The 19,247-nt window shown below is 70.6% G+C and carries 17 protein-coding genes; 11 read left to right on the top strand and 6 right to left on the bottom strand.

Annotated elements, in window-relative coordinates; all coding sequences use genetic code 11:
- Positions 1-293 precede the first annotated feature (293 nt).
- From Psi02_RS35395 to Psi02_RS35345, 11 genes are all read left to right on the top strand, one after another.
- Positions 294-1,769 (top strand): UxaA family hydrolase, encoded by a 1,476-nt coding sequence (locus tag Psi02_RS35395; protein WP_203980230.1) that lies wholly within the window; start codon positions 294-296, stop codon positions 1,767-1,769.
- Complete coding sequence (locus tag Psi02_RS35390; protein ID WP_203980229.1) at positions 1,766-2,653, top strand: SMP-30/gluconolactonase/LRE family protein; 888 nt, start codon at positions 1,766-1,768, stop codon at positions 2,651-2,653. Before Psi02_RS35395 ends, Psi02_RS35390 begins: the two co-directional genes overlap by 4 nt.
- Entirely contained in the window at positions 2,650-3,411 is a 762-nt protein-coding gene (locus tag Psi02_RS35385; protein ID WP_203980228.1) for an SDR family NAD(P)-dependent oxidoreductase, read from the top strand. Before Psi02_RS35390 ends, Psi02_RS35385 begins: the two co-directional genes overlap by 4 nt.
- Positions 3,408-4,160, top strand: coding sequence for an SDR family NAD(P)-dependent oxidoreductase (locus tag Psi02_RS35380; protein ID WP_203980227.1), 753 nt, complete (start codon positions 3,408-3,410; stop codon positions 4,158-4,160). Before Psi02_RS35385 ends, Psi02_RS35380 begins: the two co-directional genes overlap by 4 nt.
- The gene (locus tag Psi02_RS35375; protein ID WP_203980226.1) at positions 4,157-5,548 is read left to right on the top strand and encodes an FAD-binding oxidoreductase; all 1,392 of its coding nucleotides are present in this window, start codon (positions 4,157-4,159) and stop codon (positions 5,546-5,548) included. The genes Psi02_RS35380 and Psi02_RS35375 overlap by 4 nt, the downstream gene beginning before the upstream one ends.
- Entirely contained in the window at positions 5,545-6,603 is a 1,059-nt protein-coding gene (locus tag Psi02_RS35370; protein WP_203980225.1) for a (Fe-S)-binding protein, read from the top strand. Before Psi02_RS35375 ends, Psi02_RS35370 begins: the two co-directional genes overlap by 4 nt.
- Positions 6,600-7,604, top strand: a complete 1,005-nt coding sequence (locus Psi02_RS35365) for a LysR family transcriptional regulator (protein ID WP_203980224.1) — start codon at positions 6,600-6,602, stop codon at positions 7,602-7,604. Before Psi02_RS35370 ends, Psi02_RS35365 begins: the two co-directional genes overlap by 4 nt.
- A 345-nt stretch (positions 7,605-7,949) precedes the next feature.
- A complete protein-coding gene (locus Psi02_RS35360; protein WP_203980223.1) occupies positions 7,950-8,453 on the top strand; it encodes an SDR family oxidoreductase in 504 nt (167 codons plus the stop codon).
- 13 nt (positions 8,454-8,466) lie between these two features.
- Positions 8,467-9,462: a sigma-70 family RNA polymerase sigma factor gene (locus tag Psi02_RS35355; RefSeq protein ID WP_275415326.1), complete on the top strand. Its 996-nt coding sequence runs from the start codon at positions 8,467-8,469 to the stop codon at positions 9,460-9,462.
- 98 nt (positions 9,463-9,560) lie between these two features.
- On the top strand, positions 9,561-10,289 hold the full coding sequence (locus Psi02_RS35350) for an SDR family NAD(P)-dependent oxidoreductase (RefSeq protein WP_203980221.1): 729 nt from the start codon (positions 9,561-9,563) through the stop codon (positions 10,287-10,289).
- A gap of 86 nt (positions 10,290-10,375) precedes the next feature.
- Positions 10,376-11,437 carry a maleylacetate reductase gene (locus Psi02_RS35345; RefSeq protein WP_203980220.1) on the top strand — a complete coding sequence of 354 codons (1,062 nt, stop codon included), beginning with the start codon at positions 10,376-10,378 and terminating at the stop codon, positions 11,435-11,437.
- Positions 11,438-11,502: 65 nt separating this feature from the next.
- Here Psi02_RS35345 and Psi02_RS35340 read toward each other — a convergent pair whose 3' ends face one another.
- From Psi02_RS35340 to Psi02_RS35315, 6 genes are all read right to left on the bottom strand, one after another.
- Positions 11,503-12,138, bottom strand: coding sequence for a hypothetical protein (locus Psi02_RS35340; protein ID WP_203980219.1), 636 nt, complete (start codon positions 12,136-12,138; stop codon positions 11,503-11,505).
- Positions 12,138-13,727: a hypothetical protein gene (locus Psi02_RS35335; protein WP_203980218.1), complete on the bottom strand. Its 1,590-nt coding sequence runs from the start codon at positions 13,725-13,727 to the stop codon at positions 12,138-12,140. The genes Psi02_RS35340 and Psi02_RS35335 overlap by 1 nt, the downstream gene beginning before the upstream one ends.
- Complete coding sequence (locus Psi02_RS35330) at positions 13,724-14,575, bottom strand: ABC transporter ATP-binding protein (RefSeq protein ID WP_203980217.1); 852 nt, start codon at positions 14,573-14,575, stop codon at positions 13,724-13,726. The genes Psi02_RS35335 and Psi02_RS35330 overlap by 4 nt, the downstream gene beginning before the upstream one ends.
- Positions 14,572-15,438: a cupin domain-containing protein gene (locus tag Psi02_RS35325; protein ID WP_203980216.1), complete on the bottom strand. Its 867-nt coding sequence runs from the start codon at positions 15,436-15,438 to the stop codon at positions 14,572-14,574. Before Psi02_RS35325 ends, Psi02_RS35330 begins: the two co-directional genes overlap by 4 nt.
- 19 nt (positions 15,439-15,457) lie before the next feature.
- Positions 15,458-16,003, bottom strand: coding sequence for an RNA polymerase sigma factor (locus Psi02_RS35320; protein WP_203980215.1), 546 nt, complete (start codon positions 16,001-16,003; stop codon positions 15,458-15,460).
- Positions 16,004-16,109: 106 nt separating this feature from the next.
- Complete coding sequence (locus Psi02_RS35315) at positions 16,110-18,851, bottom strand: M36 family metallopeptidase (RefSeq protein WP_239095431.1); 2,742 nt, start codon at positions 18,849-18,851, stop codon at positions 16,110-16,112.
- Between the last annotated feature and the right edge of the window lie 396 nt (positions 18,852-19,247).

The raw sequence follows: 19,247 nt of genomic DNA, 5'->3' as shown, positions 1-19,247 counted from the left end.
CCTCGGACCGGGACGGTTTCCCACACTAGCCGCAGAAATTCGTTCCCCGGCGACTTCTATTCGGCGGGCGCCATTCAGGTTCCGCCTCAGGCCTGCGACTATTTGCAGGACGGATGGCATCGTTTCGTTACTCGCGCTTCGTCCGGAACTACTGCCGGACCTAAGGTGACGTGCGTGACCACATCTGCATCCCTATCGAGCGTATTTAAGGTTGACTTGCTCCGCGCGCTGGAGCGTGGATGACCGTACAACCGCCCCCCGAAATCGCCGTCCCCTTGGTTCCGCTGGAGGGCGTGGATGACGTAGGGCTCGTCCGCAACCACGTCAGCGCCGGGACGCCCGTCCGGGTCGTCGGTGGCGTCGTCGCCGCGGTCGACGACGTCCCGGCGGGCCACAAGGTCGCGGTGCGCGCCATCGCCGAGGGCGCGCGCGTGCGCAAGTACGGCGAAGTCATCGGCATCGCGCTACGCGACATCGTTCCAGGCGCCCACGTGCACCTGCACAACCTCGGGGTCGGGTCGCAGAACCTCGGACCGGCGACGGCACCTGCCGGTCCGTCCGTCTGGACTCCTCCGGCCACACCGACCCGCGACCACTTCCTCGGCTACCGCAGGCCCGACGGCCGGGCGGCGACCCGCAACTACTTCGCGGTTCTTCCAACGGTGAACTGCTCCTCGACGGTCGCACGGATGATCGCGCAGGCCGCCAACGCCCAGATCAAGGCGGAGGGTCTGGACGGCGTCATCGCCCTCACCCACGACCTGGGCTGCGGTATGGCCGAAGGCACCGCGGGAGACGACATCCTGCGCCGCACCCTGCGCGGCTACGCCGGGCACGCGAACCTCGCCGGCGCGGTGGTGGTCAGTCTGGGCTGCGAGATCAACCAGCCGGAGCACGTCCTGGGAGACGGCCCGGCCGTCGAGACCCTCTCCATCCAGGACCTCGGCGGGACGGCCGCCACTGTCAACGCCGCGCTGGACACCCTCCGGGCGATGGCGTCACGCCTGGCCGGCATGCGGCGCGAACCCATCCCGGTCTCCGAACTGACCCTGGGACTGCAGTGCGGCGGTAGCGACGCCTACTCCGGCCTGACCGCCAACCCGACCCTGGGTGTCGCGGCCGACCTGCTGGTGGCCGCGGGCGGCAAGGTCATCCTCGGTGAGACGCCCGAGATCTACGGCGCCGAGCACATTCTGCGCGCGCGGGCCGCCACACCAGCGGTCGGCCGGCGGATCGACGACCTGATCGCCTGGTGGCAGGCCTACACGGCGAACAATGACGCGGAACTGGACAACAACCCGTCCAAGGGCAACCGCGACGGCGGCATCACCACCATTTGGGAGAAGTCGCTGGGCGCCGTGCTGAAGGGCGGCACGAGCCCGCTCAACGACGTCGTCGCCTACGCCGACCAGGTCACCGCCAAGGGACTGACGTTCATGGACACCCCGGGATACGACCCGGTCTCGGCGACAGGCATGGTCGCCGGCGGCGCCAACCTGCTGGCGTTCACCACGGGGCGGGGATCGGTCTTCGGAGCGCGCCCCACCCCCAGCCTCAAGATCAGCACCACCACTCGGCTGTTCGAGCACATGCGCGCCGACATGGACTTCGACGCCGGTCCGGCGATGTCCCGGGACGATCAGATCCGCCATGGAATCCTGCTGTTCGAGGCATTGGTGGACATGGCGTCGGGCACCCCGAGCAAGTCGGAGGCACTCGGGTTCGGAACCGAGGAGATCGTGCCGTGGCGGATGGGGGCCGTTGTATGACGTCAGTGTTCTGGGACGGCCGTGCCACGCTGGGCGAGGGGCCGCTGTGGGACGCGCGGACCGGCACCCTCTACTGGGTGGACATCATGGAGGGAACAGTCTTCGCCCAGGCCGTCGATGCCGCGCAGCCGGCCCGGATCGATGTCCAGGCCCAGGTCGGCTGTCTCGGCCTCACCGACGATCCGCAGGTGCTCATCGCCGGCATGCGGACCGGGTGGCATCTCCTGGATCTGCGGACGGGCGGCCGCACCTTCCTCAGCGATCCCGAGGCGGACCGTCCAGCCTGCCGTTTCAACGATGGATCGGTGGACCCCGCCGGGCGGTTCTGGACCGGGTCGCTGGAGGACGGCGAGACGCGGCCGGAGGGCCGGCTCTACCGGTTGGACGGCGACGGCACCTACGCGACGGTCGATGAGGGCTTCTACTGCTCAAACGGCATCGACTGGTCGCCGGACGGCCGGTGGATGTACTTCGTGGACTCCCGCGCCGACCTCATCCACCGGTACGCCTTCGACGCGGAGACCGGGGAGGCCACCGTCCGCCGAATCTTCGCCGACACCTCCTCACTGCCCGGCGTTCCCGACGGCCTGCGTGTGGATTCCCAGGGCGACGTCTGGTGCGCCTTCTGGGACGGAGCGCACGTGACCCGCTTCACACCCGATGGCGCCGCGGCCGAGCGAGTGCCGGTCCCGGTCCTGCGTCCGACGAGTGTCGCCTTCGGCGGGCCCGGGCTCCAGACGATGTACATCACCTCGGCCTCCCTCGGTCTCACACCCTCCCAGCTGGTGGAGTGGCCGCTGTCGGGCGCGGTGCTGCGGCGCGACGCCCAGACGCCCGGACGGCCCGCCACCCCCTTCCGCCTCACCCGAGAGGTCACCGCATGAGATTCAGCGACAAGGTCGCCGTCGTCACCGGCGCAGACTCCGGCATCGGCCGCGCGACAGCGGTCCGGCTGCTGAGCGAGGGCGCCACCGTCGTGGCGGTCGACATCAATCACTCCCGGCCCTGGGCGGAGCCGGGGGACAAGCGGCTCCACCAGCTCGCCCTGGACGTCGCCGAACCGGACGCCGCCGAGCGGCTGGAGGAATACCTGCGCGGGGAGTTCGAACGGGTCGACGTGCTGGCCAACGTCGCCGGGATCCTGCACATCGCCCCCTTCCTCCAGGTCACCCGGGCCGACTGGGACCGCGTCCTCGCGGTGAACCTGACCGGAGTGTTCTTCCTCAGCCAGGCCGTCGCCCGCATCATGGTCGACCACGCCACGCCAGGTCGCATCGTCAGCGTGTCCTCCGTCCACGCGGTGGTCTCCGAGCCGAACGCCGCGCCCTACACCGCGACCAAGGGCGGCCTGGAGGCCATGACCCGCACGATGGCCTCGGAACTGGCGCCCCACGGCATCACCGTCAACTGTGTGCGGCCGGGCGCCACTCGTACGGCGATGAGCGAGCCGATCTACACCCCAGAGATCGTCAGCCGCCTGAAGGTGAAGATCCCCCTAGGAAAGATCGCGCCCCCCGAATGGGTGGCGTCCGCCATCGCCTACCTCGCTTCCGAGGAGGCGTGCTACACCACCGGCGCCTGCCTGGACGTCGACGGTGGATACGCCATGGACGGCTCGCTGCCCGGGACGACGTACTCATGAGCGCCGTCGCCGTAGTGACCGGCGCCGCCTCCGGCATCGGACGCGCCACGGCCCTGCGCCTGGCCCGTGAGGGCCACGAGATCGCGATGATGGACCTCGACGGGGCCGGCCTCGCCGAGACCGCCGGCCTGATCCGGGAAGCCGGCGGCCTGGCTCGCTCCTTCACCGTCGACCTATGCGACCCGCTGGCCGTCGGGTCGGTCACCCGGGAGATCGCGGTCACCGTCGGCGCCCCGGAAGTACTGGTGAACGTCGCCGGGATCGGGCTGGCCGCGACCGTCCTGGAGACAAGCGACGCGGACTGGAACCGCGTCATGGCGGTCAATCTGACCGGGCCGTTCCTCACCATCCGGGCGATCCTTCCGCTGATGCTCGACCGCGGCAGCGGCGTCATCGTCAACATCGCCTCTGTGGGCGGCCAGGTGGGGCTCGCCAGCCGGGCCGCGTACTGCGCGTCCAAGGCCGGGCTGGTCGGCCTCACGCGCGCGGTCGCCGTCGACCACGCCCGCGAGGGGATCCGCTGTGTGGCGGTCTGCCCCGGGACCGTGGAAACCGAATGGATCGGCAAGATCCTCTCCAACGCCCCCGACCCGGCGGCGGCCCGCGCGGCGATGGCCGCACGGCAACTGGACGGCCGCATGGGATCGCCCGAGGAGGTCGCGGCCATGGTCGCCTTCCTCGCCGGACCCGAGGGCAGGTTCGTCAACGGGGCCGCCCTCGTCCTCGACGGCGGGATGACGGCGGCATGAGGACCCTCTCCGGCACCAAGGCGATCTCCGCCGACCTGAGCAAGATCGTGGGGTCGGTCAACGTGGAAGTCCGCCCGGCGGCCCTGGTGCCCTACCGGACGGACGCCACGTTCGGCTTCGCCGGCCTGCCGACCGCGGTCGTCAGGCCGGGCTCCGCACAGGAGGTGTCACGGATCCTGGCCTGGGCGAACCAACGCTCGATCCCTGTCGTCCCGCGCGGCGCCGGCAGCAGCCTCGCCGCCGGGGCCGTTCCGGTCCAGGGCGGGATCGTGCTCGCGCTGACGCGCATGAACCGCATCCTGTCGATCGACCCGGTCGACCTGATCGCCGTCGTGGAGCCTGGCGTCACCACGCAGGCCCTGGCGGCGGCGGTGCGCGAACACGGGCTGCACTACCCGCCCGATCCTGGCAGCAAGCGGGTGTCCACCCTCGGCGGGAACGTGGCCACCAACGCCGGAGGGCTGCACGGCCTCAAGTACGGCAACACCGGCGGCTACGTCCTGGGCCTGCAGGCCGTCCTCGCAGACGGGCAGATCATTCGGGCAGGCGGGCGGCTACTGAAAGACGTCGCCGGATACGACCTCGTCCATCTGCTCACCGGGTCGGAGGGCACCCTTGCGGTGCTGACGGAACTGACGCTCGCCCTGCGGCCGGCGCCCGCGGCCAGTGGCACCGGGCTGGCCTACTTCCCCGACCTGGAATCGGCGAGCAAGGCGGTAGGCGGCGTGATCGCCGCCGGAATCCTCCCCGCGACCCTGGAGTTCCTCGACGCGCGGTGCATCCGCGCCGTCGAGGCCCACGCCCGGCTCGGCCTGGACACCGCGGCGGGCGCTCTGCTGCTGTTCGGCGACGACGGCAGCCCGGACGAGGTGGCCCGCACGCTGCGGACGATGGCCGGGCTCATGCCCGACCACGGAGCCACCTCGGTACAGGTCGCCACCGCGGCCGCCGAGTCCGAGGCACTGCTGGCTGCGCGGCGTTGCGCGCTACCGGCACTGGCTCGGTCGGGCGGCGCGACCATCCTGGAAGACGTCGGAGTGCCGCGTTCCCGCCTGCCCGACCTGGTCCACCGCATCAACACCATCGCTGAGGCCCACGAGGTCACCATCGCGACCTTCGGCCATGCCGGCGACGGGAACACCCACCCGACCGGCTGCTTCGACCCAGCCGACCTCGCCGGGCGCGAGCGAGTGGACGCAGCGTTCGCCGAGGTGTTCCAGGCCGCGATCGACCTCGGCGGCACCATCACCGGGGAGCACGGAGTCGGCGCCGCGAAACTGCCCTACCTCTCAGCACAGCTCGGGGCCGCCCAGACCGCCCTGCAGGCCCGGATCAAGAAGACCTTCGACCCAGCGGGCATCCTCAACCCCGGGAAGGTCACGCGATGACCGATGTCTTCGACGCCGACGACCTCGGCACCTGCATCTCGTGCGGCTTCTGCCTGCCCTCCTGCCCGACCTACAAGCTGACGGGCGACGAGTCGTCCTCGCCGCGCGGACGCATCGCCCTCATGCGCGCCGTCGAGGGCGGGGAAATCGACCTGTTCGATCCAGCGGCGCTCGAACAGGGCTCGTTCTGCCTCGGCTGTCGCGCCTGCGAACCGGTGTGTCCCGCGGGCGTCCCCTACGGGAGGCTCTTGGAAGACCTACGCGACGCCCAGTGGAAGGGTCGGAGGCGCCCGATGCGCATCCGCCCGCTGCTGGCCTTCGCAGCGCGCGAGCGGCTCATCCGGCTGGTGGGCAGGTTCCGGCGGCATGCCCGGTTCACCACCCCCGAGACGGATACGACCCTGATGCTCGGCTGCTTCGAGCGCGTTCTGTTGCCCGGGGTCAGCCGCGCCGCCGCGACCACCTTGCCGGGCGTCGCGATCCCACTGGACCAGGGGTGCTGCGGAGCGCTCCACGCCCACAACGGCGAGCGAGCCCTCGGCGAACAGATGGCCCGCCGGCTCGCCGACCGACCCGGCCGGATCATCTCCACCGCCGGGGGCTGCAGCGCCCACCTCGCCGCCGTCGTGGGCCGGGACCGGGTGGTCGACTACTCCGAAGCACTGCTCGAGGACGGCCCGCTGCCTGGCCCGATCCTCGTCGACGGCCGTAGGGCCCGTATCGGCCTCCAGGACTCCTGCCACCTGCGTAACGGGCTGGGCATCAGCGAGGCGCCCCGCCGCGTGATCAGCGCGCTCGGAGACTACATCGAGGTGCCCGGCGCGGCCGACTGCTGCGGCGCGGCAGGCACCTACTCCCTGCTCAGACGCCGCGACAGCCGACGAGTTCTGGCCCCAAAGATGGCGGAATTGTCCAGCCTTAAACTAGATTTCCTGGTTGTGGTAAACCCTGGCTGCCAGCGTCAGCTGATCACCGAGGTGCGCCGGGCTCGGCTCCGCACGCGGGTACTCCATCTGGCCGAACTCGTCGAGATGGCCCAGCGGGGACCACGATGAGCGGCCCACCGGTCGGGGAACCCGCAGAGGAGATCGTGGATCTCGCCCCGCGCGATCCCCGGGACGCCATGTCGCTCCAGACCGCGTGGCTGCGCAGCTTTCTCGCCGTGGCCGACAAGGGCGGGTTCGGCGCGGCCACCATCGTGCTGCATCTGTCGCAGTCGCGAGTCAGCGCGCACATCGCCGCGCTGGAACACGCCCTCGGCGTAACCCTCTTCGATCGCAAGGCACGCCCCATCTGCACGACCGAGGCGGGTGAACTGTTCCGCAGCCATGCCTTGAACGCCCTGCTGGAGCTCCAGCGCGGTGTCGAGATGGCCCGCAGCACGCTCGACAACTTCGTCGCCCACGTAAAGATCGGCAGCTATCCGAGCGTCAGCTCCACCTACCTGCCCGCGGTCCTTCGGGCCCTGACGGCGAAGTATCCGGGCATCACCATCGAGCTCCACGAGGGAAACGCCTCGACGCTGGAGGAAATGGTCGTCAGCGGCGCCGTCGACCTGGCGTTCCGGCCCCTCCTCCCCAAGATGCACGAGACGACGCTCTGCCACCGGACGATCTGGCGGGAGGACATCGTCGCCGTCATGCGCGAGCAGGATCCCCTCACCCACAAGGACTCGCTCAGCGTCGCCGACATCCTGGAGCGCCCGCTGATCGGAAACCCGGCCGGAAGTGAGGAGGAAGGCGGCGGATTCGACCTCCGCAACACGCTCGGCGAGGAGGCGGCACGAGCCGACATCGCTTACCTCACCGACCAGCCGGCCACCCTGGTCGCGCTCGTCCGCTCGGCCTTCGGCATCGGGATCATCAACCGCCTCGCCCTGGAAACCACCAGCACCGAAGGCCTCGCGACCCGCACCATCGACTCCCCGACCGCCCATCGAGAAGTCGCCCTCTTCTGGACCAGGCGCCGCTCGGATGCCGCCGTCGTCAAGGCCTTCCTGGATGCCCAGGAACAGGCTCAACTCCCCCCGGGCGTCCAGCTCATCGGCAGTCGGTGAGTCGCCGACTGGGTTGACGTCAGTGGCTGCCGGGTGCCCATCTATGCCTGGCATGACCCGCTGATACGCAGCGCAGGCGATCTCGGGAGCAGCCCCAGCCGGGCCGCAGCCGAGCAGCCCTCTGGCTGGCTTCCTCGACACCCTGACAAGACCGCGGCCTTGCCACCTGGCTGCTGACCGTCTCAGTGGCAGCCCTGGACCTGGGCTACGACCCCGCTGGGCCCATGAACTGGCCGGGCGACTGTGACCTACATCACTTCCCCCGATTCCGGCTGCGGCGACGGATTCTCCTCCGGCGGCTGGTCTAGATGAGGACTGAACCCGATCACCTCTTCGGAGTGCCTGATGTCCGATTTCTTGCAAACTGCCGTGGTCACTGGTGCCAGCCGGGGCTTTGGGCGCGCGATCGCCAGTGCGCTCGTCGCCATGGGCACCAGCGTCGTCGGCGTCGCCCGCGACGAGCAGGAGCTACGCGCCGTACGCAACGAACACGGTGAGGGCTTCACACCCGTCGCCGCCGATGCCACCGACGAAGCGCTCGCGCAGGACGTGATCCGCGAATACCGTCCCAGCCTGCTGGTCCTCAACGCCGGAGCCACGCCGCACATGGCGCCCGTACACGAGCAGACCTGGGAAACCTTCAGCCGCAATTGGCACACCGACACCCGGCACGTCTTCACCTGGACCCGGGCGGCGCTGCGGGAGCCGCTGGCGCCGGGCAGCGTGGTCGTGGCGATGTCCAGCGGAGCCGCCCTGGCCGGATCCGCGCTCAGCGGCGGATACGCCGGGGACCCCGGCAGCGCTCCGGAGTACCTGGTCAGCGGCGCCGGACTGCGCCCGGTCAGCTGAGCCGCGGCCTACAGTGACCCTCACAGCACCCCCGGGAGAAGCCGCGATGCCCTCGGACGCCGAGTTCGCCGCCCTGGCCGAGCCGTTCCGGCCGGAACTGCTCGCGCACTGCTACCGGATCCTCGGCTCCATCCATGACGCCGAGGACCTGGTGCAGGAGACCTACCTGCGAGCGTGGCGCGCGTTCGAACGGTTCGAGGGCCGCTCCTCGGTGCGGCGATGGCTGTACAAGATCGCCACCATGGCCTGCCTGACGGCGTTGGAAACACGCTCACGGCGGCCGCTACCGTCGGGATTGGGCGCTCCTTCGGACGATCACCGGGTGGCCGTGGCTGCCGACGAGCCGTCGATGCCGTGGCTCCAGCCGGCGCCCGACGCGCTGTTCGCCGCCGACGACCCGGCGACCATCGTGGCCAGGAGGACGGGAGTGCGGCTCGCCTTCATCGCCGCACTGCAGTTCCTGCCCGCCCGGCAGCGGGCCGTGCTGACCTTGCGTGACGTCCTGGCGTTCCGGACAGCCGAGGTCGCCGACATGCTCGACACGACGACCGCGGCCGTCGACAGCGCGCTCCGGCGCGCCCGAGCCCACCTGGCCGAGGCCGGACCGGTCCAGGACGACCTGGCCGAGCCGGAAGAGGAAACCCGGCGAACCCTTCTCGACAACTACGTCGACGCCTTCACCCGGGCCGACCCCGACGCGCTGGTGAACCTGCTGCGCGCCGACGTCGAACTGGAGATGCCACCGATCCCGACCTGGTTCACCGGCCGGCGTGCCGTCGTCGAGTTCCTGGCTGATGGGGTACTCCGCCGCGACCTGTGGCGGATGGTGCCCACCCGCGCCAACGACCAGCCCGCGTACGTCATCTACCAGCGCGCGGACGACGGCCGGTATGAGGCGTACGGCGTCCAGGTCCTGACCCTGATCGGGGCCCGTATCAGCCGCATCACAGCATTCATGGACCCGAGCCTGGTACCGACGTTCGGTCTCACGCCCGCGCTCGCGACCTGAACCGGGCAGCGGCCTTGGGTTGGAATACCTGGCCGAGGCGTGTCATCCCGGCGTGTCCGGCCTATACGACCACATGGGAAGAAAGAGAGATCGTCATCATGGCGACAATCGCAGACAGGGCGGTTCTGGTTACCGGCGGCAATCGCGGTATCGGGCGGGCGCTGGTCGAGGAGGCATTGAGGAGAGGCGCGAACCGGGTGTATGTCGGTACGCGCGCGTCCATGGACCATTCGGATGGGCGCGTCACGCCTCTGACCCTGGACGTGACCGACAGAGGGCAGATTCAGATGGCTGTCGAAGCGGTCGAATCTCTCGATGTGCTCGTCAACAATGCCGGCGTGGCGCTTTACGATGACTTGAGCGATCGTTTCGTGCTCGAGCGGCAGTTGGCCGTCAACCTCTTCGGCACCTACGACGTGACCCAGGCGTTCCTGCCGTTGCTGATGCGTTCCGGGGGAGCGGTCGTCAACAATCTGTCGGTGAACGCCTTCGCCCCCTTGCCGCTCATCCCGGCCTACTCGATCTCAAAGGCAGCCGCGTTCAACATGACGCAGTCGCTGCGCGCCCTTCTGGCCGGACGGAGCGTGAGCGTTCATGCCGTCCTGACCGGCATCGTAGACACCGATATGAGCCGAGACGTCGACATGCCGAAGGCCTCTCCGGAGTCCGTCGCGCAAGGCATCTTCGACGGAGTGGAGAAAGAGGAGGAGGACATCTTCCCCGATCCCATGGCGGCGTCCATGGCCGAGAGCTGGCGCAGCGGCGCGGCGAAGGCGCTCGAGCGCCAGTACGCGGCGATCGCAGAAGCAGAGCGCGCCAAGTCGTAACAAAGGGACGGACGTTGCTCCCGCGGTCACCGGGAAGCGGCTCGGCGGGCGGTGCCCGCTGCTCGATGCTCAGTATGGTGTAGATCGTGTCATTCACGTTCGACCATGTGACTTTGGGGCAGCGCGTCCTGTTCGGCACGGGCGCAGCCGCCGACAACGCGGTCGCGGCGGTGGAGGAACTCGGGGCGCGGCGGATCCTGCTCGTCCACGATGCCTTCGCCGTCGCGCTCGCCGACGCCATCGCCGAGCGAGCCCCGGTGGTGCGGCGCATCGATGAGATCGTGCAGCACGTCCCGGTCGAGAACGCCGAGAGGGCGACGGCGGTTGCGGCCGCCGCCGACGTCGACGCGATCGTCGCCATCGGCGGGGGCTCGGTGACCGGTCTGGCGAAGGCGGTGGCGCTGAGGACCGGCGCCCCGATCGTGGCGATACCGACGACGTTCGCCGGGTCCGAGGCCACCGACGTGTGGGGGATGACCAAGGGACAGCGCAAGACGACGGGAGTGGATCCCAGGGTGCTGCCGAAGGTCGTCGTCTACGACGCCGCGCTGAGCGCCGGCCTGCCGACGACCCTGGCGGTGGCGTCCGGCCTCAATGCGGTGGCGCACGCCGTCGACGGGTTCTGGGCGCCGCGCGCCGACCCGATCAACCGCGCGCTGGGCACCGAGGGGCTGCGGGCGCTCTTCCCCGGACTGCGCGGCCTGATCGCCGACCCCGGTGACCTCGACGCGCGCGAGCAGACCCTGTACGGCGCCTACCTCGCCGCGGTCGCATTCGCCTCGGCCGGCTCCGGGCTGCACCACAAGATCTGCCACACCCTCGGCGGGGCGTACAACCTGCCGCACGCCGAGACGCACGCGATCGTGCTGCCGTACGTCACCGCGTTCAACGCCCCCTTCGCGCCGGATGCCGCCGAGCGCATCCAAGAGTTGCTCGGCGTGCCGAACGCCGCGGCCGGGCTCGACGCGCTGCGTGCTGAGCTCGGCGCACCGGCTTCACTCGCCGCCATCGGGCTGAAGGAGTCCGATATCCGCCGGGCAGCGGAACTGGCCCTGCCCGCGGTCCCGCCGTCCAACCCCCGACCAGTGACCGTGTCCGACCTGGAAGGCATCATGCGTGCCGCATGGGTCGGCGAGCAGATCGTATGAAGAGAACGACACGAGGACGGCCGGCACCAGCGTCACGCCGATGCCGCCGAACCATGGCCTACGAGTTACGCGCGCTCGTGGCTGGCCCACAGGAATGCGACGAGCGCGGTCGCGAGGGCAGCCGCCCAGTTGTAGTGCGACGCCGTCCAGTGCGGGTCGGTGGGCCTGAGGACCAGCTCCACCGGGTGCGGCAGGAACCAGGCGACAGCGACGAGTAGCAGTACGGCCGGCGCCGCGACGACGCTCGTGTTCCCATCGACGGTGCGGCGCTGCGCGATGGCGGACAGGGCGAGGGCGGTGGCCAGCAGGGTCGCCGCCTCCAGCGTCAACGCGGCGACGGGCAAGTGCGCGGCGGCCGCGTGGTGGCCGGTCGTCTTCGCCAGGCCGAGCGTGAGCGCCCACCACAGAGCGACGGCCGGCCCGGCCAGGGCGACCCGAACCAGGTTGCGGGCCAGCCGCGGCGTCGGCACCGTGAGGGTGCTGCGGGTGGCCGGGTCGTCGAGGAGGAACGCCGCGCCGAGCGCGACGCAGATCGCCGCGATGCGGGCCAGCGTGGTCAGATGGGCATCGGTCAGCCGCGAGGTCAGCGCCTCGGGTACCAGCAGGATGGCCAGCCCCAGGGTCGCGCCGGCCACCATCGGCCGCCACTTGACGGCGTGCGCGGTGGGCCGCAGCAGCAGGTACAGGGTCCTGGCGTTCATCAGCAGGCCGTGCCCGCGGCTGGGGCAGGTACGCCGAGGATCTGCGCTGCCTGCGCCGCGGTGGTGCCGGGCGCGGTCAGCGTGGCCCAGGACCGCTGGACCCGGGCGGCGATGTCGGCGCGCGGGCGGGCCAGCGCCTGTGTCGCCACAGTGAGTTCGGGCGCCGGTACGTAGACGCTGGGGATCAGCTGGTTCTGGTCGAACGAGACACCGCCCCGTGGATCTCGCCCGTCCTCGGTGAGCCGGCGCAGCCCGGTGCGGGCCTGCGTGCCGGCCTGCCCGGCGAGCCAGACGACGAGCACGCCGGCGCCGCCGCAGGCGGTGGCGCCGGCGAGTTCGGCGCCTTGCTCGACGTGTGCCTCGCCGGCCCGGCCGGTGACCAGCCGGTACGCGACCTGCGCGGCAAGGTCGGCGGCGGAGCGGCTGTCACCCCACTGGGTGTCGATGCCGATCGCCCCGGGGGTACCGGCGGCCGCGTTGTCCGACCGCCACGCGGCGAGCAGCTGCTCCGGCCCTTTTCCGCCGCCTAAGCTCACGAACACGATGCGTTGCCGGATGGTCAGCCGCGCGGACCGGGCCGTGGCGGGTACCTGTGCCACGACGGCCTGCACGACCGTGTTCCACGCGGGGATCCAGCGGCTGAATCCCGCGAAGGCGCAGTAGGCGACGTGCCCGAGCTCCCGACAGGTCTCGTACTGGGACGGGTGGTTCATGGCCGCGGTCCGGGCCGCGACGACGGCGTGACCCGGCGCGGACAGCTGTGCCGTGCCGCCCGCCACCGCGCAGGCCAGCGCCACCACCCCGGCCACGGCCACCCGGACGCCACGGGCGCCGGCGCGCAGCACGGCGGCGGCGGACAGCAGCCCGGCCAGGCCGAGGAGGTACGCGAAGTGGGCCGCGGCCGGGCGGCCCATCAGGGATACCGGGACGGGCATCGGGAGTACCGACCCGCCCTGCGGTGCCAGCCACAGGGCCTTTCCGCCGTTGGCGAGCGGTTCGAGTACGGCAAGGCCGGCGAGCACGACGAGCAGCGCCAGGGGTGCGACGACCGCCGACCGGGTGAGCCGGCCCAGCAGGACGCCGAGTGCGCCGAGCAGCAGGACGGTGGCCGGGCCGGTCGCGAGCTCGTACGGGTTCGGGTGGCCCGCGGCCGGAGTGCAGATCGCGAGGATCGCCATGCGGGCGACGATCAGGACGGCGCCGAGCACGGCCAGTGGGAGCGGTGCGAACAGGTGAGCGACGGTACGCGCACGGTCCGGGAGGATGAGCACCTGGCTCAGGCCCGTGGTGCCGTCGCGGTGCGCCCGCAGCACGGCGAGGTTGCCGACGATCAGCGCGGCGCCGCCGAGCAGAATCATCATGCCGATCGCGCTGTCGCGGTCGAGGTCCTGCAGCACGGGGTAGCGGCTGGTCCCGATCGCGAACCACGAGGACACCCAGAAGCCGGCCAGGAGAAGCGTCGCGGCGACGGTCACCGGGTGCCGGAGCATCCGTACCGTCTCCACCCGGGCCAGGGCCAGGACGGCCCGGTGCCGCGCGGCGGCGTCGACCGCCGGGGTGCCGGGCGCTTCAGCCAGCACCGCGGTCATGCCGCACCCGCCAGGCTCGCGGCGTCGATCAGCATGAGGTACCCGTCCTCGATGCTCGGATCGACCAGTCGCGCGTCGGGCGGCGGGTCGCCGATGTTGTGGTAGTCACCGTTGCCGGTGCGCCATGCGGCGAGCGCGCCATCCGCCCGGGCCCGGCTCGTCCACACCCGGCCCATGGCCACCGCGGCGAGGGCGGACGGCTCGCCCTCGAACCGGATCCGGCCCTGGTTCATGACGATGACGCGCTGGCAGACGGTGGACACGTCCTCTGTCTGGTGGGTGGACAGCAGCACGGTACGGCCCTCGCCGATATGCGCGATGAGCTCCCGGAACCGTAGCCGCTGCTCGGGATCCAGGCCGACGGTTGGCTCGTCGAGGATCACCAGTGCCGGGTCGTCGAGCAGTGTCGCGGCCAATCCGACGCGCTGGCGCATACCGCCGGACAAGGCTTTGATCTTCTTGCCGCGATGGTCGTCCAGGCCGACCGCGTGCAGCACCCGGCGTACCTCGTCGTGCCGGCCATCCACGATCTCCTTGAGGATCGCGATGTAGTCGACGAACTCGAACGCGGTGAAGTGCTGGTGGAACCCGGGGTTCTGCGGCAGGTACCCGAGGCGGCGCCGGACCGCCAGCCGCCCGGCGGCGCCACGCGGGTCCGCGCCGAGGATGCGCAACTGCCCGGCGTCCGCCGGGATCGCGGTGGCCAGGATGCGCAGTAGCGTGGTCTTGCCCGCGCCGTTCGGCCCGAGCAGCCCGGTGACCCCGTCGTCCAGCGCGAACGACACGCCTTCCAGGGCCGTCGTGCGCCCGAACCGCAGCGACAGTCCCTCGGCCTGCACTGTCGTCACATCGTCCTCCTCGTGGTCGGGTCGGCGGCGCGACCCAGGTGGCGGTTGGTATCGAAGGCGGCGCGGACCTTCCACAGGGCCATCGCGGACGCGGCGGCGCCGGCCGCGAGCCCGGCCTGGCCGGGCGCGGTGAACAGGACCGACTCGCCGGTGGTGACGTGCACGGTGGCCCCCAGTAGCGCCAGCCAACCGAACCCCGCGGCGAGGGCCGCCGTGACCGGGCCGAACCGGGGCGTCAGCGCCAGACTCAACAGGGTCAACGCCAGCGACGGTGCAAGCCAGCCGAGCACCACCGGGCCGTATTCCGGCATGGCGAGGCTGGCCACGCCGGTCAGCGCCGTGGTCGTGGACAGCACCGCCGTGCAGCGCAGCAACAGCAGGCGGAAGGTGTGCAGCGGCGCGACGACGGCCAGTTCGTAACTGGGGTCGACGCGCGGACCGAACGAGATCGCCACGCCGATCAGCGGGAGCAGCGGGGCGATCGCGAGCAGCGGGATCGGTACCGTATTCGACCGCGCCAGGTGCGCGGCGGCCGTGGTGATCGCGAGGGCGAAGCCCACCGCGGTGAGCCACGATCTGCGCAGCGCCGGTGTGCAGGCCAGCAGGCGCGCGGTGTGCGCCGGCAGGCCCAGCCGCACCAGCAGCGCCTCGACCGGCCCGGGCCGGGGGGCGTCCAGCTCGGCGTCCAGCCGTGCCCAGCCGGCCCGGACCGCGGCAGGATCGACGTGCTCCGCCAGTCGTTGCCGGCAGCGCGGGCAGGCCGCGAGGTGTGCCTCGGTCGACCACAGCCACGGCGGCTGCGCCGCGCCGACGGCGTATGCCCGCAAGTCGTCGTCCGCGACGTGCCAGTCACGGGCGCTCATCGCCCACCTCCCGGGGTCGTCATGTCAGGTCCCCACGCAGTTGCCGCCGCGCCCGCATCGCCCGGGTCTTGACCGTGCCCACCGGGATGCCCAGCAGGGCCGCCGCCTCGTGCGTGCTCAGCCCGTCCAGCACCGTGGCCTGCATCACCGCGCGCAGCTCCGGGGACAGGCGGGCCAGCGCCCCAGCCAGGTCGCCATGCTCCACGCCCAGCAGCAGCTCCTCCTCCGCCGAGGGCGCGGCACGCCAGCGGTGACCGGACAGCAGCCGCAGCAGCCGATCCCGGGCGTGCTGTCCGCGGATCGCGTCGACCAGCCGCCGGAACCCGATCTGCCACAGCCAGCCGGCGACGTCACCGCGCTCCCGGTACCGGGCCGAACCGCGCCATACCGCCAGGAACGTCTCCTGCACCGCGTCGTCCACCAGCGCCGAGTCCGCGCACCGGTACCGCAGCCGGGTCGCCAACCACGGGCCGTAACGCCGGTACAGCGCCTCGAACGCGGCGCGGTCGCCGGCCGCGATCGCGGCCAGCAACTCCGCGTCGCTCTGCTCAGATACGGCGCTCACACCCCATCATCGGATCGAGCCCGTTCGACGGTTCACGCTTCGGTACGCAAGATGCCCGCCACGGGGTGGCGGGCACCGGTGCTGCTGACGTGATGGGGTCGACGGGTCAGTGGGAGAACGCCTGGAACTCGGCGGCCCGGATCTGACCGGCGAACGCGCTGGCGGTGGCGCAGTCGGTGGTGGAGTTGGGGTCCTTGTCCTGCTCGCCCGCGTACAGCGGGTTGCCGGTGCACTGGCTGGACACCGTGCGCAACATCAGGTGGGTCGCATTGGTCTTGCGGACGTCGAACGACTTGATGATCAGGTCGCCGCCGCGGGGGCGCGGGACGCTGGTGTCGAAGGCTCCCTTGGGACTGGTGTAGATCTTGGTGTAGTTCGCCGGGTCGGCGCAGTCGGTCCCGTGAGTCGAGTCACATGCCAGAACCTCGAAGGCCCGCAGTGCGCTGAACCGGTTCTGGCCGCCGGGGTCGGAGAGGTCGCCGATGTCCGGACGGAGCATGGCGCTAACCGCGACCCTGCGGATCTGGACGGCCTGAGTGCCCACCAGGTCGACGACGACGGACCGGCCGGCCACCGGGGCGGTGAGCGAGGCCCAGTTCGTCGCCTCGGTCTCGTCGATCAGCTTGCCCTGGTTGACTCCGTCGCCGGTCGCCGCAGCTCCTGCCGCGGCTGAGGCGTAGTTGCGGGACATCTCCACGTGCAAGTCCCTGACCTGGTTCTTCTTCACCGTGGACGTGAACCGCTTGTGGCCGAAGCCGGGACCCGCCGCGACGAAGGAGTAGGAGCCGGGCACGATCTGGAAGGTCGCGCCGAGGGCGGTCGCCGGATCGGTGTCCGCGATCGGGACCGCGCGGCCCTCATAGTCGCCCACGTACAGCCGGACGGGCGCTTCGGCGGCTTCACCCGCCGGGTCCAGGGTCAGCGTCGCGTTGCCGCCGTCCGGAGAGGCGAAGCTGGGCGTGGGATCGGGGTCGGCCGTCCCGTTGCTGGCCGCGCCATCGCCGAGGCCGTGCTCGGCGAACGCCTTCCACATGATGTCCTGGTCGGCGCCGCCGAAGCGGATCCTGTCCGCGGCCAGCATCGCGTCCCGCATGTCCACCATGCTGAGGTTGCCGGCAGCCGTGAGAAGGAACGCGTCGAAGTGCAGTTGCACCCATCGCCGGTTGCCCGGGCACTTCTCGAGTGACTTCTTGCCCTCGGCGCAGGCCTGCTGGTCCTTGGACGAGCCCTTGCCGTACCTGTCGATGAACGCGTCGCGCACGTCGAACTGAGTGGCCGACCAGATCTCACCGTCCGCGTGCACCTGCTGGCCGACCAGGTCGTAGGCGATGTCGCTGTAGTTCAGCGGCGACTTCGACATGTCGTAGTTGCGGATGCCCCGCTCCGGGTCCCCGGTGACGTAGCCGCCCGTCACGTACGGCGTGTCGCCGCGCGGCCGGAAGCTGTTCTCGAAGAGGTACTCCATGGCGAACAGGTCGGAGATGCTTTCGCCCATCGCTCCGGCCTGGGCTCCGCTGAGTCCCGCGTTCGGCCCGGCCACCATGCGGTTGGAGATGGCGTGGGTGAACTCGTGCCCGATGACGGACATGTCGTAGTCGCCGTCGACGCACGGCGCGTAGAACGCACCGGCCTGCGGCTGCCACAGGTACATGTTGGTGATCGGAGCGACGCCGTCCACCGGGGTGATCTGGTTGGCGTTGTTCCTGACCGACAGGACCCTGGCGCCCGCCTGGGCGTTCCCGCGCTCGGGGTCGCCGCCGAGACCGCCGCGTTCACCATTGCTCGTCTGCATGTTCCAGGCGGTCTCGGTGAAGCCCAGGCGGTACGACCAGTCGTGCATGCGGTTGTGCATCGCGTTGAGGTTGCCGATCGCGGCCTCGAGATCCGCCTCGCCGGGCTGGTCGAACGCGGCCGGGTCGCACTTCGCCTTGAACCACTGGTTCTGCCAGGGGAAGTTGTAGTTCCGGCTCGGGGTGAGGATGTTGGTGCGGGTGCCGACGGACGAGGAGGAGCCGTTGGCGCGGTTCTCGAAGGTGCGTGCCGCGTTGCCGAGGCTGGTGTTCGTCGGCGTGCCCGTGCTGGGGTCGACGTCCCATGCCTTGCCGGTGGCGGGGTCCCCGCCGACGACGTAGTCGCACCCTCGGCCGGGGGTGGCGCACCAGGTCTGGCGCGTGTCCTTGGAGGAGTAGTCCGCCGGCGGGTTGGCCGGGAACACCGACCATGACGGACCGTCGGGATCGAAGTGATCGACCAGGTTCTCCCTGACCAGGATCTCGCCGGTGGCGGCGTCGACGTAGGTGGTGTACGCGGTGGGCTCGTCTTCGGCGTCGTGCCCCTCGTCGATCAGTGTGACCTGGTAGGCGCGGTGTACGCCGTCGGCGGCGGGGACGGCCACCTCCTCGACCTGCTTGGTCGAGGCGGCGCTCAGGTCGATCTCGCCGTCCGCGGCCGCGGCCTCAAGTGCCTGCTGCTCGGTGATGGCCGCGGCGGGAGGCGTCTGCGTGGCTCTCGACAGTGTCGAGGAGGCGTACACGACCTTGCCTCCGCTTACGCCGACGGACGCCAGGCCGTCATAGCCGGCGGGCAGATCGCCGAATCTCTGCCGCAGGAGCACGACATGTCCCTCGCCGATCGGGTTGACCGCGACCGTCTCCAGGGCGTCGACGGCGTCGGCCTGCAGGCCGAAGAGGCTGGTGTTGGCCTTCAGGTAGTCGCGTGCGGCCTGTGCGGGGTCGGCGGGGAGCCCCTCGGCGAGGGGCGCTTCCGAGGTGACGAGAGCGGGTGTGCCGAGGTTGTTCCATCGCACGGTCGCATTGGAGGGCTTCTTCGGCGAGGGCGGGGGCGCCACTCGGCCCCTCCTGTTGTCCTTATCCGGCTTGCCGTGCCCATCTCCGTGGACGGCCGGGAGTTTCCGCTGCTCCTGCTTCGATTCGCCTTGGGCGGTTCCGGCGAGGGGCAGGGCGAGTGAGGTTGCGGCTAATGCGGCGATGACGATGCGTAATCGATGAGACGACGACACACATGCCTCCAGAATGGGACGTGACGGGCCATTGGCAGCGTCCAACTTGATATTGGTAACACTCCAAAGAAACCTTGACAAGATCGTACACACCATGAAAAGTGAGCAGAAAAAGAGTCATGTGCTGGGCCGTAGCCCCAGGTGCGAAGAGAGGGTTTATTCGTTTGCGCACTAAGAAGCCGTCGGCGATAGCGAGCGTGTCATTTAGCGGATCCCTCGAATCAC

This window comes from Planotetraspora silvatica (assembly GCF_016863315.1).
Classification (GTDB): domain Bacteria; phylum Actinomycetota; class Actinomycetes; order Streptosporangiales; family Streptosporangiaceae; genus Planotetraspora; species Planotetraspora silvatica.
Note: the sequence above shows the minus strand (reverse complement) of the source record. Positions and strands in the feature narration are given on the sequence as shown.